This window comes from Algoriphagus namhaensis, assembly GCF_042649705.1.
Taxonomy (GTDB): Bacteria; Bacteroidota; Bacteroidia; order Cytophagales; family Cyclobacteriaceae; genus Algoriphagus; species Algoriphagus namhaensis.
The window spans coordinates 1,349,452-1,372,311 of sequence record NZ_JBHRZS010000007.1 but is presented as its reverse complement, the minus strand read 5'-3'; the positions used below and the strand labels follow the sequence as shown (position 1 = coordinate 1,372,311).

The 22,860-nt window shown below is 41.6% G+C and carries 21 protein-coding genes; 8 read left to right on the top strand and 13 right to left on the bottom strand.

The annotated features are described in order from the left end of the window. The first annotated feature begins 121 nt into the window (after positions 1 to 121). The 3 genes from ACFOSV_RS14330 to ACFOSV_RS14320 all read left to right on the top strand — a co-directional run bounded on the left by ACFOSV_RS14330 (position 122) and on the right by ACFOSV_RS14320 (position 4,287). Complete coding sequence (locus tag ACFOSV_RS14330; protein WP_377906710.1) at positions 122 to 1,714, top strand: family 20 glycosylhydrolase; 1,593 nt, start codon at positions 122 to 124, stop codon at positions 1,712 to 1,714. A gap of 114 nt (positions 1,715 to 1,828) precedes the next feature. Next, positions 1,829 to 3,178, top strand: coding sequence for an alanine/glycine:cation symporter family protein (locus ACFOSV_RS14325; protein ID WP_377906709.1), 1,350 nt, complete (start codon positions 1,829 to 1,831; stop codon positions 3,176 to 3,178). Beyond that, positions 3,178 to 4,287 carry a glycerate kinase gene (locus ACFOSV_RS14320; RefSeq protein WP_377906708.1) on the top strand — a complete coding sequence of 370 codons (1,110 nt, stop codon included), beginning with the start codon at positions 3,178 to 3,180 and terminating at the stop codon, positions 4,285 to 4,287. Before ACFOSV_RS14325 ends, ACFOSV_RS14320 begins: the two co-directional genes overlap by 1 nt. Before the next feature lie 51 nt (positions 4,288 to 4,338). On the opposite strand, the gene ACFOSV_RS14315 is transcribed toward ACFOSV_RS14320, so the two are convergent. From ACFOSV_RS14315 to ACFOSV_RS14295, 5 genes are all read right to left on the bottom strand, one after another. Beyond that, positions 4,339 to 4,488, bottom strand: a complete 150-nt coding sequence (locus ACFOSV_RS14315) for a hypothetical protein (RefSeq protein WP_377906707.1) — start codon at positions 4,486 to 4,488, stop codon at positions 4,339 to 4,341. A gap of 59 nt (positions 4,489 to 4,547) precedes the next feature. Then, positions 4,548 to 5,036 carry a hypothetical protein gene (locus tag ACFOSV_RS14310; RefSeq protein ID WP_377906706.1) on the bottom strand — a complete coding sequence of 163 codons (489 nt, stop codon included), beginning with the start codon at positions 5,034 to 5,036 and terminating at the stop codon, positions 4,548 to 4,550. Between the two features lie 73 nt (positions 5,037 to 5,109). Further along, positions 5,110 to 5,466 carry a response regulator gene (locus tag ACFOSV_RS14305; RefSeq protein ID WP_377906705.1) on the bottom strand — a complete coding sequence of 119 codons (357 nt, stop codon included), beginning with the start codon at positions 5,464 to 5,466 and terminating at the stop codon, positions 5,110 to 5,112. A gap of 101 nt (positions 5,467 to 5,567) precedes the next feature. Then, on the bottom strand, positions 5,568 to 5,885 hold the full coding sequence (locus ACFOSV_RS14300; RefSeq protein ID WP_377906704.1) for an Mpo1-like protein: 318 nt from the start codon (positions 5,883 to 5,885) through the stop codon (positions 5,568 to 5,570). 2 nt (positions 5,886 to 5,887) lie between these two features. Next, positions 5,888 to 6,481 (bottom strand): DUF4136 domain-containing protein, encoded by a 594-nt coding sequence (locus ACFOSV_RS14295; protein ID WP_377906703.1) that lies wholly within the window; start codon positions 6,479 to 6,481, stop codon positions 5,888 to 5,890. Positions 6,482 to 6,622: 141 nt separating this feature from the next. Between ACFOSV_RS14295 and ACFOSV_RS14290 the strand changes: the two genes are divergently transcribed. Next, positions 6,623 to 7,105, top strand: a complete 483-nt coding sequence (locus ACFOSV_RS14290; RefSeq protein WP_377906702.1) for a deoxycytidylate deaminase — start codon at positions 6,623 to 6,625, stop codon at positions 7,103 to 7,105. Here ACFOSV_RS14290 and murB read toward each other — a convergent pair. Continuing rightward, on the bottom strand, positions 7,102 to 8,115 hold the full coding sequence (gene murB, locus ACFOSV_RS14285; RefSeq protein ID WP_377906701.1) for a UDP-N-acetylmuramate dehydrogenase: 1,014 nt from the start codon (positions 8,113 to 8,115) through the stop codon (positions 7,102 to 7,104). The genes ACFOSV_RS14290 and murB overlap by 4 nt on opposite strands. Positions 8,116 to 8,295: 180 nt before the next feature. Here murB and egtB point away from each other — a divergent pair, with 180 nt between their 5' ends. Beyond that, entirely contained in the window at positions 8,296 to 9,441 is a 1,146-nt protein-coding gene (gene egtB / locus ACFOSV_RS14280; protein ID WP_377906700.1) for an ergothioneine biosynthesis protein EgtB, read from the top strand. 3 nt (positions 9,442 to 9,444) lie between these two features. Beyond that, a complete protein-coding gene (gene egtD / locus ACFOSV_RS14275) occupies positions 9,445 to 10,410 on the top strand; it encodes an L-histidine N(alpha)-methyltransferase (protein ID WP_377906699.1) in 966 nt (321 codons plus the stop codon). 50 nt (positions 10,411 to 10,460) lie between these two features. On the opposite strand, the gene ACFOSV_RS14270 is transcribed toward egtD, so the two are convergent. Beyond that, entirely contained in the window at positions 10,461 to 12,191 is a 1,731-nt protein-coding gene (locus ACFOSV_RS14270; RefSeq protein ID WP_377906697.1) for a phospho-sugar mutase, read from the bottom strand. A gap of 134 nt (positions 12,192 to 12,325) precedes the next feature. Between ACFOSV_RS14270 and ACFOSV_RS14265 the strand changes: the two genes are divergently transcribed. Next, entirely contained in the window at positions 12,326 to 15,142 is a 2,817-nt protein-coding gene (locus ACFOSV_RS14265; protein ID WP_377906696.1) for a glycoside hydrolase family 2 protein, read from the top strand. A 6-nt stretch (positions 15,143 to 15,148) separates the two neighbouring features. Continuing rightward, positions 15,149 to 16,969 (top strand): glycoside hydrolase family 2 protein, encoded by a 1,821-nt coding sequence (locus ACFOSV_RS14260; RefSeq protein ID WP_377906695.1) that lies wholly within the window; start codon positions 15,149 to 15,151, stop codon positions 16,967 to 16,969. A gap of 25 nt (positions 16,970 to 16,994) precedes the next feature. On the opposite strand, the gene ACFOSV_RS14255 is transcribed toward ACFOSV_RS14260, so the two are convergent. The 6 genes from ACFOSV_RS14255 to ACFOSV_RS14230 form a co-directional block, all read right to left on the bottom strand. Next, on the bottom strand, positions 16,995 to 17,597 hold the full coding sequence (locus ACFOSV_RS14255) for a hypothetical protein (RefSeq protein WP_377906694.1): 603 nt from the start codon (positions 17,595 to 17,597) through the stop codon (positions 16,995 to 16,997). 54 nt (positions 17,598 to 17,651) lie between these two features. Continuing rightward, positions 17,652 to 18,746, bottom strand: coding sequence for a 4-hydroxyphenylpyruvate dioxygenase (hppD, locus tag ACFOSV_RS14250; protein WP_377906693.1), 1,095 nt, complete (start codon positions 18,744 to 18,746; stop codon positions 17,652 to 17,654). 72 nt (positions 18,747 to 18,818) lie between these two features. After that, positions 18,819 to 19,820 (bottom strand): 1-acyl-sn-glycerol-3-phosphate acyltransferase, encoded by a 1,002-nt coding sequence (locus ACFOSV_RS14245; protein ID WP_377906692.1) that lies wholly within the window; start codon positions 19,818 to 19,820, stop codon positions 18,819 to 18,821. Next, positions 19,817 to 20,719, bottom strand: a complete 903-nt coding sequence (locus ACFOSV_RS14240) for a bile acid:sodium symporter family protein (protein WP_377906691.1) — start codon at positions 20,717 to 20,719, stop codon at positions 19,817 to 19,819. Before ACFOSV_RS14240 ends, ACFOSV_RS14245 begins: the two co-directional genes overlap by 4 nt. Beyond that, positions 20,716 to 21,060, bottom strand: a complete 345-nt coding sequence (locus ACFOSV_RS14235) for a zinc ribbon domain-containing protein YjdM (protein WP_377906690.1) — start codon at positions 21,058 to 21,060, stop codon at positions 20,716 to 20,718. The genes ACFOSV_RS14240 and ACFOSV_RS14235 overlap by 4 nt, the downstream gene beginning before the upstream one ends. Positions 21,061 to 21,110: 50 nt before the next feature. After that, the gene (locus ACFOSV_RS14230; protein ID WP_377906689.1) at positions 21,111 to 22,859 is read right to left on the bottom strand and encodes an arylsulfatase; all 1,749 of its coding nucleotides are present in this window, start codon (positions 22,857 to 22,859) and stop codon (positions 21,111 to 21,113) included. Position 22,860: the final 1 nt, after the last annotated feature.

Below are 22,860 nucleotides of genomic sequence, written 5' to 3'. Positions count from 1 at the left end.
AAATTTAATTCCTTGCTGAATTTACCTAGCCCATCCAAAAAATGATCATCGTTACACAGAAAAATAACCTACGCCAAAACTTTTTTAAAAATTTAGATTAAGTTTGACAAAATCCTAAACTATGAGATACCTATCACCCTTTTTACTTATTGCTTTATTTCTCTCTTTTTCTTGTAGTCAAGAACAAGAAACTCTGAATGACCAAAATATTATTCCTCTTCCTAGGGAAGTTAAATCTGCAAAAGGCTCATTCATCGTGGATGCTTCTACCACCATTTTGATCGAAGGTAGAGGTGAAGGGATGGACTGGATGGGAGAATATCTAGCAGATAAGATCGGGGGAGTATTAGGCTCGGAGATTTCAACATCTACTGAAGGGGGAAATTTGATACTAAGAAAAACCCAAGGAGATCAATTAGAGGCTTATAATTTATCAATTTCAAATGAGGAGATCGTGATTAGTTCTGACGGCGAGCCAGGGTTGTTTTTTGGAATTCAGAGCTTCCTTCAGCTTTTACCTGATGAAATAGCAGTTCAACGCCCCGTAAGTTCTGCTATTACCATTCCTGCAGGATCTATTAATGACCAGCCGGAGTATGGATATCGGGGATCTATGCTTGATGTAGCCAGACACTTTTTTGATGTAGAAGATGTGAAGCATTATATCGATGTAATGGCAGGTTTGAAGTATAATTATCTCCATTTGCATTTATCCGATGATCAAGGCTGGAGAATTGAAATTAAGTCTTGGCCCAAACTCACTGAAATAGGCGGGAGCACTGAAGTTGGCGGTGGAGAGGGTGGTTTTTACACCCAGGAGGAATACAAGGAGATTGTTGCCTATGCCGCGCAGCGATACATTACGGTGGTTCCTGAAATCGATATGCCTGGTCACACCAATGCAGCTTTGGCCTCATATGCTGAGTTGAATCCGGGCGTGAATCCTGCCAATGGCATTCTGGATTCTTTGACTATTGTGCCCTTGGATTACGATAAGCCTAAGGTGAATCCAGAACCTGCTGAGCTCTACACAGGAATTGAAGTTGGGTTTTCAACTTTTGCCACCGACTTAGATTTGACCTATCAGTTTGTCGATGATGTCGTTCGAGAAATTGTCGAAATGACGCCAGGTCCATATTTCCATATAGGTGGAGACGAATCACACGTAACTGATAAGGATGACTATATCAAGTTTGTGAATAGGGCTCAGGAAATTGTACAGAAATATGGAAAAGTGAGCATCGGTTGGGATGAAGTGGCAACTGCATCCTTGTTGCCAGGAAATATTGCACAGTTTTGGGGCGACGAGGACAATGCGGTTTTAGCCAATAAACAAGGGAATAAAGTGCTGATGTCTCCGGCTAAAAAAACTTATATGGACATGCAGTATGATTCCACTACTCAACTCGGGCTACACTGGGCTGCCTATATCGAAATAGATGATGCTTACAATTGGGATCCTGCCAACTATGTTGATGGAATTACTGCAGAGGATATCATTGGAGTTGAGACCCCACTTTGGACTGAAACCATTACCAATCGTGCTGATATTCAATACATGATTTTTCCACGAATATATGCAACTGCCGAAGTAGCCTGGACACCTTCAAATCAGCGTAATTGGGAAAATTTTGAAGGTCGACTTGCAAATGCTTCAAAGCGCTGGGAGATGCAAGGAATCAATTATTATAAATCTCCAAAGGTGAATTGGTAATCTTTAGCCACCTCCTTCACTCTACATTATAGTTTATTTCTTCTGTCTTTGATATTGAAGAAATAGGGGCTATACTCATCTTTTGATTTTCACCCTAACCTCAACCTATTACTCATGGGAGACTTGATTATTTCTTTTGCCAACTGGATATGGGGTACGCCCATGCTTATTTTATTGATGGGTGGCGGAATAATTCTTTTGGTTCATTCCGGTTTTATCCCATTTACTAAAATCGGACATGCCATCTCCTTGCTTCGAGGAAAATATGATGACTCAAATATACCAGGGCAAATCACTTCTTTTCAGGCTCTCTCTTCAGCCATCGCAGCCACAGTGGGCCTAGGGAACATCTCGGGAGTAGCCATCGCGATCACTATGGGTGGACCGGGTGCGATTTTTTGGATGTGGATCTCTGCATTTGTTGGTATGGCTACCAAGTTCTACACCTGTTCGCTTGCTATCATGTTCAAGGGCAAAGATAGCTCGGGTGAGGTTCAAGGTGGCCCAATGTACGTGATAGAGGAAGGGTTGGGTAAAAAGTGGAAGTTTCTGTCTTATATCTTTTGCATCGCCGGTGTTATTGGTTTGTTGGCGATTTTTCAAGCGAATCAATTAACTGCTGTGATCCGAACAGTTATGCTGGAGCCCAATGGACTCGATGAGGGGGATAAAACTCGATGGATTATCGGGATTAGTATGATGGCTGTAGTCGCTATTGTGATTTTGGGGGGTATTAAGCGTATTGCTACAGTCGCGTCAAAGCTGGTTCCCTTTATGGTGGTTCTTTATTTTATAACTGTCCTAATCATTCTCTTCAACTATCTCGGAGAAATACCAGAAATGTTGATGACTATAATCACCGATGCATTTACAGGCAAAGCTGCCGCTGGAGGTGTAGTAGGAGCTGTGATTATCACAGGAGCAAGACGCGCGGCTTTCTCAAATGAAGCAGGCATTGGAACTGCGCCAATGGTCCATGGAGCCTCTAAAAATAACGAGCCGATCCGAGAGGGATTAATCGCCATGCTTGGCCCTTTTATTGACACTATCGTTGTATGTACTTTGACCGCACTCGTGATTATGGTGACTGGGGTATGGCAAACCACAGAATCTGATGGCGTACGTTTGACCTTGGCGGCTTTTGATCAGGCATTACCTTCCTATGGTAGATATCTTTTGATGGTAGCCGTTTTGGTATTTGCGCTTTCCACGATGTTCACATACAGCTACTATGGACACAAATGTTTTAATTATCTATTTGGAGCCAAAAGAGCCGATTATTACAATTATTTCTATTTGGTTACAATCGTGGCCGGAGCCGTAACTTCGCTTGATGTGGTAATTAGTTTGGTGGATGGAATGTACGCAGTGATGGCCATTCCTACTATGGTTTCCACATTTTTCCTTGCTCCAAAAGTAAAAGCTGCCTCGAAGGATTATTTTCAACGAATGAAGGCGAAATAATGGGGGACAGAGTACTCATCGCACCCAATGCATTCAAGGGTACTCTTAAAGCCATGGAAGTGGCTCATATAATTGCGGGTGTGATTCAGAAAGTTCGTCCTAATACTTCGATTGAGCTCTGTCCGATAGCTGATGGGGGAGATGGAACTTGTGAGTTACTCACCGAACTACTAGATCTTAAAAAAATCAATATCGAAACTTTTGATCCATTGGGTAGGCCCATTATGGGGTTTTATGGATTTGAGAAAGAGACGGCTACTGCCTTTGTGGATGTGTCTACAGTTTCTGGAGTTGGCTTACTAAAAAGTAATGAAATTGATGCGCAAGTCACATCTACTTTTGGTACTGGAAAGCTTATAGTGCACGCTATTCAGCAAGGTGCGCAAACCATCGTTCTTGGGTTAGGAGGTTCTGCAACGGTTGATCTTGGTCTAGGAATTTTGCAGGCCTTAGGAGTTACTTTTTTGAATGAAAAGGGTAGAGCTATCATTCCCTTTTCTCCAGATGTTTTGGGGAAAGTTCGCCATATACAGCTGAATAAGCCCCTGCCAAAAATCAAGTTTTTCTGTCTTTGCGATGTAGACAATACATTTTTTGGACAAAAGGGTGCTATTCCTGTTTTTGGGCCGCAAAAGGGTATTAATTCTGATGATTTCGCGAAGCTTGAAGCCAAGGCCATGAACATGATTTCCCTACTTTCTTTGAAAACAAAGAAAGTAGTGCAAGACCAAAAGGGCTTTGGGGCGGCTGGGGGAATAGCATTTGGTCTTTCATTTTTCTTTGACACGGCACTTGAAAAGGGAGCGCCTTTCTATTTTGGGCAAATCAAGATTACCGAGAAGGTAGCCAAGGCGGATTTCATTATTACAGGAGAAGGAAGGTACGACTCGCAGTCCAACAGCGGAAAAGGGGCTTATGAATTGAAAAAAATCATGGACGCAAAAGATAAAGTGGGAGCACTGATTTCTTCTGGTAGGGAAGGAAGCTCAGCAGGTTTTCAAACGTATATACAATTGCCGGATTTGGATTTCAGGCGACCTGATTTTAAAAGCTTGGCGGCTCAAAACTTGAAGCAGGTGGTAAAGGACTTTTTGGAGAAATCCTCATAATAAAAAAAAGGAAGCCATGTGGCTTCCTTTTGCTTTGATATCTAATATCTCTTAATGGTCCGATTTCTTCTTTCCGGAAAATGTAGAACGGGCATCTATCGCTGAAAGACCGGCACCAAGGCCAACCAAAACACAAACGATAAGTAGGAAAACTTGGGCACCGCCCGCGATAGGTGAACTGAAGACGTCTAGTAATACCATATTTTGTTTCTTTTTCTAAGGATGCCCGAAGATAAAGTCAAGTCGGGAAATAACCAAGATCAAAAGATGATCTCTTCTTTTTTTATTGCTGCTAGGTCTTTTTCCAGATCAATCTCAGGGTGGGCTTCCACCCACTCATCTCTGAGTTTTAATGCCCAGGTTTTCATGTAATAGATCACATCCTCCTTAGCATTTTTATTGATTTTGTCTCGTCGATCCTTTGGCATTCTATTTAGAATTTCATGATCTGAAAGTGTCTCTAACTTTTGGAGATCGGTAAGACTAAACCCAAAATCTAGCATTTTGGAGATCATCAAATCCATAGGATACCCACTTGTTGGACAGAATTCTAGGATCTGTTCTGCCCAATCTCCATGCCTTTGCATGGCATATCGATGGATTTCGCCTTTGCTAAGTTTGGTTAATTCCTGTGCGAGATTCCCGCAATTGCAAGCTCCCATGTGACCCCACTGATAGGAGGCCCCCGCCTCTAATTTCTTTGCTGTTTTCTCAAGCGCAGAAATAATTTCAATTGTTGCTTTTGCCATAAGTAATTCCTTTGACTACTAAACTAGAAAGGACAAAGCAAGTTTGAAAAAACTTCTTGATTTTTCTTAAAACTTAATGGAAGATGGATGAAATCGAAGTCTTAACCAAGGGCTTGGCGAGGTAATCTTTGACCATCTTATAGGATGCTGCTCGATTAATATCTCTTTCATCCACAGAACTGCTCAGTATGTAAATATTTGTATCCTTTGATTCACCATTCAGAGAATCTAAAAAACTCCAACCATCCATTTCAGGCATGTTGAGATCTAAAAAAAGAAAATTGGGACGAATTTTCCGCAGTTCAATTAGTGCTTTCCTAGGATCAGAAAATTTAAAAAAACGTACTGGCTCTTGCACATTCTTCTCAATCAACTTTTCAGTTACGAAAGTGCTGATTGGATCATCGTCTATGAGAACCACGGTTAACATTAAATGCAAAAAAGAGTTTTTGAAATACAATAAATACCATACAAAAGTAAAAACTAATTTTTTTATATCAAACTCTTTTACGGTGAACTCTTTAAAAAATTCTATTTATTAGGGTCAAATCTCTCTTTTCCCTTTAATAAGTCAAAAAATAGAATGAAATCGGAAGCCAAACTGTAAAATGGGTATTGAAAAGTGGCTGGCTTATTCTTTTCATAGAAAAAATGGCCAACCCAGGCAAAACCATATCCCACGACAGGTATCAAAAACAGTAGCCAGTAATTGCTAAAATAAATAGCCACCCCAAGGATCAGGAAGAGTAAACCCGTTCCTATAAAATGAAGCCTCCGACAGGTTGGATTCTGGTGTTCTTCTAAGTAATAGGGATAAAAATCTTTTAGACTAGTGTATCTGGTTTCCATTGCTAGGGTTGTTTTGGGTTAGAGTTAATTTCTGTCATGAATCGTTCCACAATCTTATCCACAGTTTTGAGTACTTTCTTCTCCTTTGTTTTTTCGCTACTTACTTCTGTAACGCCAGTCAGTGTCATAAGAAATTTATCCTGAGTAGGGTCGATAAAGTCTACAATTACTTGTACGAGTTCGTAATTATCGATTCGGATTCTATTGTCATTCATCATAGGATTGTAGGGATTCCACATCCACGGATCATAAATTCGACTGCCCCAAAAACGGGTCGGATAAGGATTTGGCAGGATTTCTTTGGACCGGGAATCTTCATTGGAAGTGTAGCGAATAACCACATCTGGGGTGTTTTTTTCATAGATCATTCCATATTTCTCCAGATTTTCTTGAAGTCGGATCTGTACATTTTGATCAATGTATTGAGAAGAAAAGCCTCTCATTCCTATTTCCTGATTTACTATTACAAATGATTCATAGTTTCTCGTCGGGGCAATCTCACTGTTTTCTTTGAAAATATCTATTGCACTACACCCTGTGAAAACCAAGGCCAAAAGAAGGTAGATACTGATTGATTGAAATTTGGTATAAGTCATATTTTGGGGATAAACCATTAATCAAACGATCGAAGGTGCTTAAAGTTAACACATTTCATAAAACGTAGAAATGATGGATTTAATTTGTTGTTTCCCTTAATCCTTTAAAATCTAATAGTAATTTTGGCCAAAGGAGAATTCATGATTAGACCAGATTTCGACAATATTTTTATGGAATTGGCAGTAAATCTTGCCAAGCGTTCGCACTGTATCAAAAAGCACGTGGGGGCGGTGTTGACCAAAGAGACACGAATTATTTCTATTGGATACAATGGTCCACCAGCAGGCACTCATAATTGTGATATAGAGTTTCCTGAAAGCGGATGTGCACGAGATAGTAAGGGAAGCTGTTCATTGGCCTTACACGCAGAGCAGAATGCCATTCTGTATGCAGTGAAGAACAACACTTCTGTGGAAGGATCAACGCTTTACGTGACTTTAGCACCATGTCTTGCCTGTGCTCGTATCATTTATTCCATGGGGATCAAAAAAGTCGTTTTCCTCTATTCCTATGCTGAATACAAAGGAATCGGAAGGGATGAAGGTGTAGATTTCTTAGAAAAATTCGGGGTGGAGGTAGAAAAATACGAACAAGAGATAACGGTCAATGACCAGTTGATCTAGATGAAATTGACCTCCGGAGTGAGTTCTACTCCGAACTTCGCCTTCACGGATGCTTGCACTTTCTGAGCCAGCTCCTTGATGGCATTTCCATCACCATTCCCATAATTTACCAGAACGAGTGGTTGCTTCTCGTGTACGCCAATATCGCCAAATCGCTTTCCTTTCCAGCCAGATTGCTCAATCAGCCAAGCTGCTGGAACTTTTACTCCATCGGGTAAGGGATACCCTGGAATGCCAGGATTCTCAGCTTTCAAAGATTCAAATTGCTCAGTAGAAATAGTTGGGTTTTTGAAAAAAGAGCCAGCGTTGCCGATTTGTTTCGGGTCAGGTAACTTGGATTGGCGGATTTCAATTACTGCATTGCTTATCGATCGTGGAGTAAGCTGGTCTATACCTTGCTGTTGAAGGGTTTCTTTGATGATCCCATAGTCCACATTGAATTGAGGGGTTTTTGAAAGTCGAAATACAACTGAGCAAATGATGTATTTGCCCTTGACTTTATTTTTGAAAATACTCTCTCTATACCCAAATTCACATGTTTCCGAATCAAAAGTCTCGAGCTTTAGCGTCTTGCGATTCAGTGCTTTCAATGAATGAAAGACTTCTTTGATTTCGACTCCATAAGCACCAATGTTTTGCATGGGAGAGGCACCCACAGTTCCAGGAATCAAAGAAAGATTTTCCAATCCATTCCAGCCCATTTCTATAGACTTTAGCACGAATTCATGCCAGTTTTCCCCAGCGCCCACCTCTATAAAAAAGTGCTCATCGGTTTCATCAATGACCTCAATCCCTTTTATCTTCATGGCAAGTACCAAACAGTCCAGATCTTGGGTAAGTAGAATGTTACTTCCGCCCCCTAGGATAAAAACCTCCTTGTCCTGGTCTTTCGCCCAAATCATGGCTTCCCGAACCTCCTCAACGGAGCACGCTTCGGTGAAAAATGACGCTTTTTGATCAATTCCGAAGGTGTTTAAGGATTTAAGGGAAACCTGAGTCTGAATTTGCATGGTGTGGGATTTGGTTACGAAATAAACAAGAATTAGGCTATTCTGCTCAAGAAAATTAAAAAATGAGATTTGACATAGAATGGAACTAGAGTATTTACCCCAAGTGGGGCGGTTTTCTCTAAAGAATTTCAGGCAAACAATGTAGAAAATTATATCTTCGGAAAACCTTTTTTAGAATTTATGACGATTGCGGATCGGTACCGAAAAGTTAGGAACCATTCAACTTTACTTTGCAAGGATTTAATTACTGAGGATTACAGTCTACAGGCTTCAGAGGAAGTTAGTCCTCCTAAGTGGCATCTAGCACACACCACCTGGTTTTTTGAGCAGTTTATTTTGGTTCCCTACGATTTGGAGTACAAGGTTGCGCATCCGCAGTTTAATTTTCTCTTTAATTCTTATTACAATGCCCACGGTGCTCGAACTGCACGAAATCAGCGTGGTCTAATGACTAGACCCTCTGTGGAAGAGGTAAAAGCTTACCGTGATTATGTGGATGCCGCGATGATCAAATTGCTCGATAAGTCAGACTCAGAATTGATAGACCTGGTGATTTTAGGTTATAATCATGAGCAACAACATCAGGAGCTTTTGTTGACTGACCTGAAGTATAATTTATGGTTTAATCCACTGGATATAAGTGTCATAGATATTAAAGAATATAAAAATACTTTAAAAGGGGATTGGTTAAAAATTGATTCAGGAATCTACGAAATAGGCTATGAAGGAAATGGTTTTTGTTTTGATAATGAGTTAGGAAGACATAAGGTCTACTTGCAGGATTTCGAGATATTTTCGAGCCTGGTGACAAATGAGGAATATTTAGAGTTTATGGAGGCTGGAGGCTATCAAAACTCTAACTACTGGCATGATGAAGGTTGGGCTTGGGTAAATGCAAATCATATAAAGGCGCCGCTATATTGGGAGAAGCAAGGTCAGGAATGGACTTATTACACCTTAGCGGGGCGACAAAACCTAAAACCCAATGCTCCGGTGAGTCATGTAAATTTCTATGAAGCATCAGCCTATGCAGCCTGGCGAGGATTGCGCTTGCCAACTGAATTTGAGTGGGAAATTGCTTCCGGTCAATTTGAATGGGGAGAGCGATGGGAGTGGACCAATTCGGCCTATCTTCCATATCCCGGATTTGCCACTGCACCGGGAGCACTTGGAGAGTACAATGGGAAGTTTATGATCAACCAAATGGTGCTGCGAGGTGGCTCAGTGGCTACTTCCGAAGGACATTCTAGACCCACTTATCGAAACTTTTTTCATCCACATTACCGCTGGCAATTTATGGGTATCCGTCTTGCCAAAACACTTTAATCTATGTCTGCAAAAAATCTCGACTTGGGTAATTTTGCTCAGGATGTACTACTTGGCCTTAGTGCCGAACCTAAATCGCTTCCTTCCAAATATTTTTATGATGCCAAAGGAGATAAGCTTTTTCAGCAAATCATGGATATGCCTGAATACTATCTCACTCGAAAGGAATTCGAAATTCTAGAGAATCAACACGCCAAAATTCTAGCTAACATATTAGATTTCAACAGGCCGTTTAACTTGGTGGAATTGGGAGCGGGAGATGGACTGAAAACCAAAATTCTTCTGCGATATCTAGTCGAGAAAGGGGTTTCTTTTGAGTATTTTCCAATTGATTTTTCGGGATCTGTTTTGGTTGAGTTAAAGGAGAGTCTGAGGCAAGAAATGCCGGACCTGAAAGTTAGTGCGATTGAAGATACTTATCGGGGCTCACTCTTGAAGCGACAATGGGCAAATGGTAATCCAACGCTTATTTTATTTCTAGGTGGAAATATTGGCAATTTTCCTCTCGAAGAAGCCCATGATGTTTTGGATCATCTAAGACTTGGAACCGAGAGAGGGGACGAGGTCCTTTTAGGTTTCGATTTGAAAAAGAATCCTCAAACCATCCTAGACGCCTATCATGATCATGCTGGAATCACCAAGGAGTTTAACATCAATTTACTTCGGCGGATGAACCGAGAGTTAGGGGCTAATTTCGACTTAGACCAATTCATGCATTGGCCAAGCTACAATCCTGTAGATGGTGAATGTCGGAGCCATTTGGTGTCAATGAAGGCTCAAAATGTATTCATCGAGTCTCTGAATCAAAGCTTTAAATTTGATGCCTTTGAGCCGATTTTTACAGAAATAAGCAAAAAGTATAGTATCTCAGAGATTAAAAAACTCGCTAAACGCTCTGGCTTCAAGATTAAAGAAGCTTTTGCCGATTCCGAAGATTATTTCGCAGATGTACTTTGGGAGCGTAAATAAAAAAGGTCTGTCACTCAACGCAACAGACCTTGTTTTTTGAAAATTTGGGATCAACTGAAATAGCTTTTCAATCCTTCCATTCGATCTACTAATTCCTGTTCTACTTTTCGGTAATCTTTGGTATTCTCCAATGGAGCGTTTACCGAAAAATAGTACTTAATCTTGGGCTCGGTGCCAGATGGCCTTGCAGAAATTTTACTACCGTCTTTAAGATAAAACTGCATGACATTCGAAGAATCCAAGTCAAGCTTTTCGGTTTGTCCTGTGACCAAATTTTTTAAAGTACCGGCCTTAACATCCAAGATTTTTTCTACCGGAATTCCATTCATCTCAGCCGGAGGATTGGTTCTGAATCCGTTCATCAAGGCTTGAATCTGCTCAGCGCCATCTTTCCCTTTTTTAGTCACAGAGATGAGTGATTCTTTGTAAAAGCCAAATTTTGAGTAAACCTCTGCTAACACGTCAAAGACACTTTTTCCTTGTGTTTTGTAGTAGGCGATGGCCTCAGCCACCATTGCGCAAGCACTTACACCATCTTTGTCTCTGACAAAATCACCTACTAGATATCCGTAAGATTCCTCACCGCCTCCAATAAAGGTTTCCTTGCCTTCCAAATCCCGAATAATGGCCGCTATATTTTTGAAGCCGGTTAATACGTTGAAGCATTTCACCTCAAATCCTTCAGCGATTCGATTGATTAGCTCTGTGGTCACAATGGTATTGACCATGAATTGCTTGCCGTTGAGCTTTCCAGCTTCCCTCCATTTGCTCAAGAGGTAGTATGAAAGTAGAGTCCCAGTTTGATTCCCATTCAGCAATTCAAATTCACCCTTTTCATTTGGCACAACAGCTGCATAGCGATCTCCATCTGGATCACAAGCCAGAATAAGTTCGGCATTTACCTTCTTTCCAAGCTCCACAGACATATTTAAAGCTTCCGCTTCTTCAGGATTGGGATAGATTACGGTTGGAAAAGTACCATCCGGTTCGGCTTGTTCTTTCACGATATGCACATTCTCAAACCCAAAAGCCTTCAAAGCCGCGGGCACCATTTTACCCGATGCACCATGGATAGGAGAGAAAACGATAGGCATATCTTTGTGGGCTTTATTTGCCTCAGGAGACAAACTCAAGCCCTTTACCAAGTCCATATAAATGCTATCAAAGTCCTCCTCGATGAAATGGAAAAGCTCATCATTTTGGTCCCATTTCACCATATCGAAAGAGGTGATCTTATTCACTTCATCGATGATGTTCTTGTCATGAGGGGCAACCACCTGAGCTCCATCGTCCCAGTAGGCCTTATAGCCATTGTATTCCTTTGGATTATGCGAAGCAGTGATCATCACACCACTTTTACACTCGAAGTGTCTCACTGCGAAAGAAAGCATAGGAGTGGGGCGCATTTCGCGGAAATAGTACACATGGATTCCATTTGCGGTCAGAACATCTGCCGTGGCCGTAGCAAAGAGTGTGTTATTGATTCTGCTGTCATGTGTGATGGCAACGCTTATTTTCTCATTTGGGAAGCATTGCAACAGATAATTTGCAAGTCCTTGAGTAGCCATTCCAACCGTATATACATTCATTCGGTTGGTGCCCACACCCATAAGGCCTCTTAGTCCTCCTGTTCCAAACTCCAGATCTTTGTAAAATGAATCCACCAATTCTGTGGGGTTGGAATCCATTAATTTCTTGATGTTGTCTTTGGTGGTTTGGTCAATATTGCCATCCAGCCATTTTTTGGCTTTTTCGGCTACTTTTGGGTCAATTGCGCTCATTAGTATTCATTTGTGATTAAAAGAACTAAGATATCGAAATTGTGAAAAATTGCTAGGATTCGCATTCCCTATTTTATCAGTAGAGTTGGAATATGCTGTTTCGGGAACCCGAAAAGATTTCTAATTTAGCTGACATGCCTCAGACCTTCCTTCGGAGATCAATTCTTCTAGTTTCTCTCTTTCTTAGTTGCACTTTTATTTCAAAAGCTCAAGAGCATTCGAAGTACCGCCGAATTTACTTGAGTGGGGTTGATGCCTCTAAAACCAAGAGCTGGGATTTTAAAGTATCTGATGGTAGGCGGGCTGGCGAATGGACCAAAATCGCTGTTCCTTCCAACTGGGAAATGCAGGGGTTTGGAACGATTAATTACGGACACGACCATAGGAATCCTGACATCCCTTTGGGAAAAGAGACAGGAGAATATCGGTTGACTTTCACCCTCCCAAAATCTGTCAAGGACCATGTAGTCCGGATTGTTTTCGAAGGGGCCATGACTGATACAAAGGTCAAAATCAATGGGGAATCGGCAGGAGAGACGCATCAAGGTGGCTTCCAATCCTTTGGATACGACATTACCGAACTGATCAAGCCAGGGCAGGAAAATATACTTGAAGTGGCTGTGGCCAAGAGGTCGAGCAACACATCTGTAAACAAGGCAGAGCGTGAAGCTGATTTCTGGATTTTCGGAGGAATTTATCGACCGGTTTATTTGGAAATTTTCCCTCAAAATCATTTTGAGCGAATTGCGATTGATGCTAAAGCAAATGGAAAATTTAGATCCCTTATAGTCCTAAATGGAGCTATTTCTGATGGCTTGGAGATAGATTGGAAGATTCGGGATGCAAAAACAAAGCAGTTGCTAGGAGAAGAGACCGTCTCTGTTTCTGGGGATAGTCTATGGGTCGAGAAAGCTTTTACAAATGCAAAACAGTGGAGTCCAGAAACTCCAAATTTATACCTAGCGGAGTATAGCATTAGACTTGCCGATGATGTGCTATTTTCCCAAACCGAACGATTTGGTTTCCGAACGGTTGAATTACGCCCACAGGATGGAATCTACATCAATGGCACAAAAACAATCTTCAAAGGCGTAAACCGACATTCATTTCATCCTAAAACAGGAAGGGCACTGAGCGAGGCCAATCATTTAGAGGACATTTTCCTGATGAAGGAGATGAATATGAATGCGGTGCGAATGTCTCACTATCAGCCTGATGCTCGTTTTTTGGAATTGTGTGATTCCCTTGGCCTATATGTTTTGGATGAATTAACTGGCTGGCAGGATGGCTATGATACGATCGTGGGGCCAAAGCTGGTCAAAGAACTCGTGCTCAAAGATGCCAATCATCCGAGTGTTGTGATTTGGAACAATGGAAATGAAGGCGGTTGGGACTTTTTTAACGAAGCTGGATTTCATGCTTTTGATATTCAGGATAGACCTGTGTTGTATCCTTGGCTTTTGAAAAATGACGTGGATACGCATCATTATCCTAGCTACAAGGAAGGAATTCAACGCTTGTCTAATGGAAGCGATATTTTTATGCCCACTGAGGTTTTGCATGGATTGCATGATGGAGGGCTGGGAGCAGGACTCGAAGATTTCTGGAATGATTATACCCATAATCCACTTGGGGCAGGAGGGTTTCTTTGGGTTTTTAAAGATGAGGCTTTGTATCGAGAAGATAAAGGAGGAATTTATGATTCGGATGGAAATCATGCTCCAGACGGTATTCTTGGTCCTTTGGGACAAAAGGAGGGGAGCTTTTTTACCATCAAGGAAATTTGGTCACCCGTTCAGGTTTTACCTTTTGCTCTAACACCAGAATTTGATGGGATCATTCAAATCCAAAATCTCTATCAATTCGCTAATTTGAACCAGAGTCAACTGGTATGGGAAGTTAAGAAGCTTGACCGATGGGGACAACCATCAACGCTCTACAGTGGTGAAATTGTACTCCCTGACGCTCTTCCAGGCGAAACTAGGCTTGTGGAGCTGCCACTTCCAGATAGATGGGAAAGGGGTGATTATTTGAATCTAAAGGTCTTAGGAATCCATGGCGAAGAGCTTTACACTTGGTCTAACCCCATCCGCCGACCTCAGGAAATGACTGACAAGGTGCTCGGAGAATATCGGAGGATCGCACGAAGCCCTTTGAAACTTGAAGAGAAAGATGGATTACTTTCTCTTGAAGCTGGGGAGCGACGTTTTGTTTTTGATATGCGCGGGCAATATCTACGAGAAATCTGGCTGAATGATAGCCTACTTTCTTTTGCACAATCCGCTCAAACCATCGAAGGTATTGATAGTCAGAAAATCAAATCATCGTATGATTGGAACTCCAATGGCTCTGTTACGGTGATATTTGAGTTTAATCCCTATCCTAAAAGATTGGAATGGACTGTTTTTGCAGATGGACGAATAAAGATGTCTGCGACAGCTCCACATTCTCGATTTGATGAAATAGACTACTTAGGAATTGGATTTGATGTGAATGAGCTAAAGGTAAAAGGGGTGAAGTGGATCGGGGATGGACCTTATCGAGTTTGGCAAAATAGAAGAAAGGGAGTTGAATTCGGGATTTGGGAAAAAGCATACAATGATACCCAGACTGGATATAGCTTTGATAAATTGGAATATCCCGAGTTTAAGGGCTATCATGCTAATCTTTATGCCTTGCGACTTCAATTGGATGGTCCAGATGTAATTGTACGATCCGAGACACCTGGCTTATTTTTCAATCTTTTCAAACCAACCTATCCAGAGGACGCTACAGCTGGTGTAAAGCCTCCCTTTCCAGACTCAGATATATCTTTCCTATATTCCATTCCAGCGATCGGTACCAAATTTCATCAGGCAGAAGAAATGGGGCCTCAATCTCAACAGGGAGCATCTTTTGCAAGGCCTCAGGATGAAGGATATCCGATTGTTCTGTGGTTCGACTTTAACTAGAACATCATGAAAAAGCTGATTACACTTTTGTTTTTTGCACTAGTCTTCGAAGGTTTTGCCCAAGAAGCAAGGCTCAAAACACCCTGGACTGACCAAGTTTCCAGAGAAAATCCTCACCCTGAATATCCCCGGCCGCAACTCGTGAGAAGCCAATGGCAAAGCCTAAATGGAACCTGGAAATACGCAATCGAAGACCGAGGAGAAAGTTTACCTGCTGATTTTGATGGTGATATTCTGGTTCCTTTTCCGGTCGAGTCCTATTTATCTGGCGTTCAAAAGACCGTAGGCTCAGAAAAGGTGCTTTGGTACGAAAAAGTATTTCAATGGGATGGAAATAAGAAAAATGAGCGAGTTCTTCTTCATTTTGGCGGAGTTGACTGGGAGGCAGAAGTTTGGGTTAATGGACAAAAGGCAGGTATTCACCGAGGTGGATTTGATGATTTCTCATTTGATATCACAGGGCTTTTGGTTGAAGGGCCAGAGCAAAAAATAAATGTACGTGTATGGGACCCAAGCGACGATGGACCTCAGCCACGAGGCAAGCAAGTCAAGGAACCAAGGGGAATTTGGTATACTCCTGTTACCGGGATTTGGCAGACGGTATGGCTAGAAAAAGTGCCAATGCAGTACATTCAAAAAGTTAACCCAAACACGCTTTGGGAAGAAAAGAGCTTAGTTTTCGATGTAGAAGCTCAAAACTCCTCATCAAACCTTATGGTAAAAATCACGCTTTCTGATGGTGAAGAACCTATCGCTTCCGTCACTTCAAACTTGGGAGAAAGGATTCAGATTCCAATATCCAACCCGAAAGCTTGGAGTCCAGACGAACCTTTTCTTTACGATGTGACCGTGCAGCTGATGGATGGGAAAAAGGTCTTGGATGAAGTGACATCCTATACTGCATATCGTGATATTCGGATGGCTGAGGACCAAGATGGCTTTCAGCGATTGATGCTAAATGGGGAAGCTTTGTTTCAATTTGGTCCCTTGGATCAGGGCTGGTGGCCAGATGGTTTATACACAGCGCCAAATGACGCTGCTTTAATCTTTGATATAGAAAAAACAAAGGAGATGGGCTTCAACATGATTCGCAAGCATGCAAAAGTGGAGCCGGCACGCTGGTATTATCATGCGGATCGTTTGGGAATACTGGTGTGGCAAGATATGCCAAGTGGTGATTTGGGGAATAGATGGGAGGTAAGACCAGGAATTATTAGGGAAAATGTGGTGAAAGAGCGCACCGAGGAAAGCAAAGCGATTTTTCGGGAGGAGTGGAAAGAAATTATGGATCAGTTTAAGTTTTTCCCTTCTATCGTTGTTTGGGTGCCATTCAATGAAGCCTGGGGACAGTTTGATACACGAGAAATCGTAGAAATGACAAGGGAGATAGACCCAACAAGACTCATCAACTCGGCAAGTGGTGGAAATTTTGTAATGGATGGATTTTCAGTAGTTGGGGATATTTTGGATTTACACAATTATCCAGATCCTGTGATGCCTGATCCGGCACTTTTTGGGAAAGGTAAAGCAATGGTTCTTGGAGAATATGGAGGCCTTGGTCTTCCTCTGGAAGGGCACACATGGCAGGATACAGATAATTGGGGCTATCAGCGGTTTACCACTGAAACAGAACTCAAAGAGCGCTATGCAGCACTTCTGAAAACTGTACTCAAATACAAAGGAATGGGACTCTCGGCTGCGATCTACACTCAAACTACCGATGTTGAAATCGAAACCAATGGACTGATCACCTATGATAGGAAGGTAGTCAAGATGCCAATGGATTTTTTACGGAACCTTCACTTGCTACTTTATAGAGAAGAGTAGTGATTGAATAAACTGATTTTGTACTCTATTTAGCTTTATTTTTTGCCAGGGATTTCAGTAGGGTTGAATTGGTATTGGTACCTAGCTGCCGCATAATGTCGATGATCACGTCCTGCTTATAATCAGTGTTAGTGACTTGATTTTCAGGGAAAATCACCACATTTCCTTCCCAAGCTGACGGAGCCCCAGGAATGAAAACAACAAAATCCCCATTGTCCAAGGTGTCCACATGAAAGCCAAACATCAAACCATCGATGGGAACCAATACCACAGGGAAATTGCTTTCCCCGCTTACTCCAGCTCTTGCTTCAAGCGTTGATTTCATCAAGCTGTAACCAGGGAATAATGAAAGAACATTATCCTCGATGAGCCGTATCATTTTTTGTCCCGCACCTAATTTGGCTATCCATCCTGCTGCGAAGCAGACTAGTATAAGGGTCAAAATGGAAAATAGATATGGGAAATTTTCATAGCGCTCTCCTGGATCCAATACTTCCTGTACGCTCGCAGACAGTGGTTCAAGGATTTCAAGAACTTTTCCTAAAAGCACAAAAATTAGAGCCAAGGGTAGTAAGAAGAAAATTCCACCCTTAACCGTAGTCCCGATCAATCCAAAGATCTTTTTCATGAGTTATATTTTTTAAGGATAAAAAAAGCCGGTATGAAAAATACCGGCTTCAAATTAGAGATTTCCTCGCAATTCTTGCTCTCTTTCTATTGCTTCAAACAGGGCTTTGAAGTTTCCTTTTCCAAATGATTTTGCTCCTTTTCGCTGAATGATCTCAAAAAAGAGTGTTGGACGATCTTGTACTGGCTTTGTAAAGATTTGAAGAAGGTACCCCTCGTCATCACGATCTACCAGGATATTCAGGTCTTTTAGTGGTTGCAAATCCTCATCGATTTTACCCACTCGGTCCAGCAAGTCATCATAATAAGTGCTCGGAACCTCCAGGAATTCAACACCTCTTTTGCGAAGCTCAGTCACAGTACCGATAATATCGTCCGTGGCAATAGCCATGTGCTGAACGCCTGGTCCATTATAGAAGTCCAAATACTCTTCGATCTGAGATTTCTTCTTTCCTTCTGCAGGTTCGTTGATTGGGAATTTGATGTATCCATTGCCGTTGGAAACCACTTTTGACATCAGAGCGGTGTATTCAGTTGAGATATCCGCGTCGTCAAATGTTACCAGAAGACTGAATCCCATCACTTTTTCATAGAATTCTACCCAGCGGTTCATTTCGCCAAGCTCGACGTTTCCTACGCAGTGATCGATATATTTGAGTCCAATTGATTTGGCTTTATATGTGCTTTTTCGCTCAACAAATCCAGGTAAGAAGATTCCTGAATAATTCTTTCGCTCTACGAATGTGTGGATTGTCTCACCGTAAGTTCGGATGGAAGCAGTTTTAACCTCACCATGTGCATCTCGCATGACTTTAGGCTCTGCAAAGGAGACAGCGCCTCTCTTTGTGGTTTCTTCCCATGATTTTTCAGCATCATCCACCCATAAAGCTAATACTTTCACTCCATCGCCGTGCTTTGCAATATGTCGAGTGATTTCATGATCCTCAAATAATGGAGAGGTCAATACTAGTCTGATTTTGTCTTGCTTCAGAACATAGGACGCTCTGTCTTTGACTCCTGTCTCAGGCCCCTGATAAGCAATCAGTTCATAGCCAAATGCATATTGATAATAAAGTGCGGATTGCTTTGCGTTGCCCACATACAGCTCGACGTAATCTGTCCCGTTAATGGGTAAGAAGTCTTGGTTCATCTTCAGTTATTTTTGGGTTATTGGTTGTGCAAAGGTAAAAAATTCAACCTGATTTCATCTCCCTTAAATCACTTATTCCTGGTTGTTTTGGTTTGTCCAAAGACTAACCCAGCCTAAAAATAAAATGGCCAAGCCCCAAGATCCTAAGGGACTGTACAGGGATAGAACAATAAGTACCGCATACCACAATAAGGCAAAGCAGAAGCCAATTAGAAACTTGAATGTCGAATAAAATACTGTGTCTTCCACTTTAGGTTTGATCCAAAGCCATAAAAGAAAAAGCGGAAAGTGGTAAATCTTCATCAGTCGATTTGCCATGGTATTCACAGAGCGAACAGGATTGGTGACCACCCCAGTTTCGTAGTAATTCTCTACTTCTTTGGGAGTACTTAAATCAACTTGTTGATCCAACAATTCCTGCAGGTTTTGATCATAATTTTCTGTTGGAATTTCTACGATCAATTCTCTTAGAGATTCTTGAACGGATTTAGTCAAAAGACCAGATTTTGAGTTTGGCATATCTGCCGGTATGGGATTGCCAAAAATGATGCGGACAAGACTTCCAGACCTTCGATGTGCACTAAAATTAATTCCCACCGGTAAAATAACAGGAGTGAGGTTCGGGTATCGGTCTTTCAACCCAAAAGCCATTCGGGTAAATCCTTTGCTCAAAGGCCTCAAATTTCGCTCTAGGCTATGGCTGCCTTCAGCAAAAATGATCACCGTTCCATTGTTTTTGAGTACTTCAAATGTTTGATCAAAAGTCTGTTCGTTTTTCTGGATCGAAGAAAAACCATCTCGTACCCGATATACTGGTAGCATCCGAATGAAATTCAAAAGTTTGGCCACCATGGCCTTTTTGAATACCGATGCACGGGTTAAAAAGTAAGGATTCAGCCGCGTATGAGTGGCAAGAAGGAGGGGGTCAATTAGTGCATTTTGGTGATTTGCAACCAAAATAACAGGGACATTTTTCGGGATATTTTCAGAGCCTTCAACATAGATTTTTTTGTAGTAGAGGTGTAAAGCCACACGGACTAAAAACCTTAAGACATAATTAAAAAAATCCTTCATTTTACTTTTTTCCAAAGTGATGCGATGCCCATTCCTGATATCAGATGCCAAATTCCCCACCAGGCTGTAATGATAGCCATGCCTCCTAGACCGTCAAAATAAGTGAAGATCAAGACAAGTCCCAAACCTGAGTTTTGAATTCCAGTCTCGATAGTCAAAGACTTTACATCAGCCAGTGGCATTTTGAAGATTTTCCCGGTGAAAAATCCTGCTCCCAAAGCAACCAGATTATGTAGCAATACCCAAAGAAAAATCAAGGAGATAAACTGAAGGAAAAGGTCTAGGTTTCCCAAAAAGGCAATGACTACAAATGCCGAAAAAATTAAGATGCTGAGTGGTTTTAGGATTTTTGAAGCCTTGGTTGCAAGCTGAGGAGCGTATTGTCGGGTCAAAATCCCGAGTATTAAAGGTACTCCTAAAATAAGTGCCACGGTGGTGAATACTTCTCCATAATCCAAACTTATTTCCCGAAGTAAATTGGCAGTAGGTGGATAAAGGCCCGCCCATAGTGCAAAATTCAAAGGTGTAGTGATAATGGAAATTGAGCTTGAAAATCCAGTTAAACTGACCGAAAGAGCCGTGTTTCCACCGGCCAGATTACTGAGGAAATTGGAAACATTGCCTCCTGGACAGGAGGCCACCAGAAACATACCCAAAGCAACTGAAGGTGGAGGAGCGATGATCCAGATTAGGACCCAAGTCAAAAATGGTAACAGCAAAAATTGAGAAAATACCCCAAGAAAAAAGCCTTTAGGGTTTTTGAATAAATACTTGAAATCCGAAAAACGCAAATCCAAAGCAACTCCATACATGATCAAGGCCAAGGCTAAATTTAGCAGAAGCAGGTCATTTGGGGAAAAATTAAGCCGGATGGAATCGAGTTCGATGTTTGAATTCATAAGATCTTTTTCACGAATTCAGATTTGAGGGACATAGCTCCAAAACCGGGGATTTTACAATCAATATCATGATCTCCCTCCACCAAACGTATGTTTTTGACTTTGGTCCCGGCTTTAATAGGTTTTGGTGCTCCCTTTACTGGCAAGTCTTTGATTACTAAAACTGAATCACCATCATTAAGCAGTGCGCCATTTGCATCTCGAATTTCTCTGGATTCAAAGTTTTGATTTTCATCTCCATTGGGAGACCATTGAAATCCGCATTCCGGACAAACCAATGATCCATCCATTTCATACCCATAGGGAGATTCACAGGATGGGCAAGGATCAATTTTTTGCATGAGCTAAAATAGGAAGATTATTTTAATGCTCGATTTTTTATAAAAGTGCTTTAATTCATTCGTTCAACTTCTACCCAAAAGGGAAAAATTCTCTTGCCTTCTGCTTGATAGAAAGGGATTAAATCACCTTCAAATGCGGGAATTTCCACATTTTTCATTTCAATCCAGTCGGTGGCTTCCAATTGACTTTGCTGGTAAACTACTGACCCTAGCTCTAATATCAATTTCCCTTTTGCAGGAACAGCTTTGATGAATTTGAACCGGAGATTGTATTTAGCCTTTTCAGTTTTGACATACCACTTGCCAAAAATTTCCTCCTGAGCCCAAATTCCTCGATCGCCGCCGGCATCATTCCGATTTAGGTAAACGGGATTTTCAAATGCTGTGCCCACATGAATAAAGGCCTGGTTCATGATATTTTCGGACTGGATGAGTTCAGTATAAATTTCATCCATTTCGGCCTTGAGCCCTTCGACTAGCCCAAGGTTTTCAGAAGTGATATTATCTTTTTCGCTTTGGTCCTTTCGGAAATTGAAAAACTCAAAATCTTCAAGGTTTGCATCAAAATCGGCATGTGCTACTAGTCTAAAGTCACCTTTTTGAATGGCCATATTTTGATATAGGGTAGGATATTTACGGTCCCAATAGAAGAATAATGAACGAGGCTCAAGTTTACCTTTCTCAGCCTTCAATAAAGGAATCAAGCTTTCCCCATCAATCTTTCGGTCCATAGGTAAGGGAAGATCCAACAAATCCGCAATCGTGGGTAGAATGTCTAGATGCGCTGCCGTTTCGTCAATTTTTCTGCTTTGGCCAAAGGCTTTTGGATAATGAACCAAAAGTGGTACACGAACTCCACCACGATACACAGACCCTTTTCTTCCCCGCATATCTCCAACAAATCTGGCTTGCTGAGGACCATTGTCCGTCATAAAAATCACCATGGTGTCATCTGCAATGCCTTTTTCTTCGAGTTGATAAAAAAGCTTCTTGAGGTTGTCATCAATGTTGGTAACCATGGCATAGACTCGACGAGCATCTTCTTTATCCTTGTCACTCATCAGAATGTTATGCGTATTCACAGCAGTCAATACATCGCTTGGGTCAATATTTCGATACTTTTCATAGTAGCTTTCTGGGACTTGTAAAGGTGTATGAGGGGCATTAAAGGATAAATAGAGGAAAAAGGGCTGATCCTCAGTACTTGAAATAAAATCTATAGCCTGCTCAGCAAATATATCCGAGCAGTAGCCCGTATATTTTTCTTGTTTTCCATTGTGCCAAAGCACAGGATCAAAATAGCTTCGATCGCCCTGAAAATAGGTGGTAAAATCTCCGACTTGACCCATCCCACCTGAAAGATGAATGAGTGATTCGTCGAAGCCTTGGTCCATTGGTCGGCTTGGATAGCTATCTCCAAGGTGCCATTTGCCGAAGATCCCTGTTTTGTAATTCCTTTGCTTTAGAAGCTCGGCTAGGGTCAATTCACTTCCAGCCATTATAGCGCCGCCATTGTATGTGTCTCGTATTCCTGTGCGCAACGAATAGCGACCTGTCATCAAACTGGCTCTTGTGGGTGCACAAACGGGAGAGACATAGTAATTGGTGAATTCGATACTCCGTGCGACAAGGGCGTCTAATGTTGGGGTTTTTACCAGTGTATTTCCCGTAAAGCCAAAGTCCCCATAGCCTTGATCATCTGTGATGATTAGAATAATATTGGGGTTTTCTCGCTGTCCATAGGCACTGATGGCAAATAGGCTGAAGCACCAAAAAGGCACAAATAATAGATATCGCATA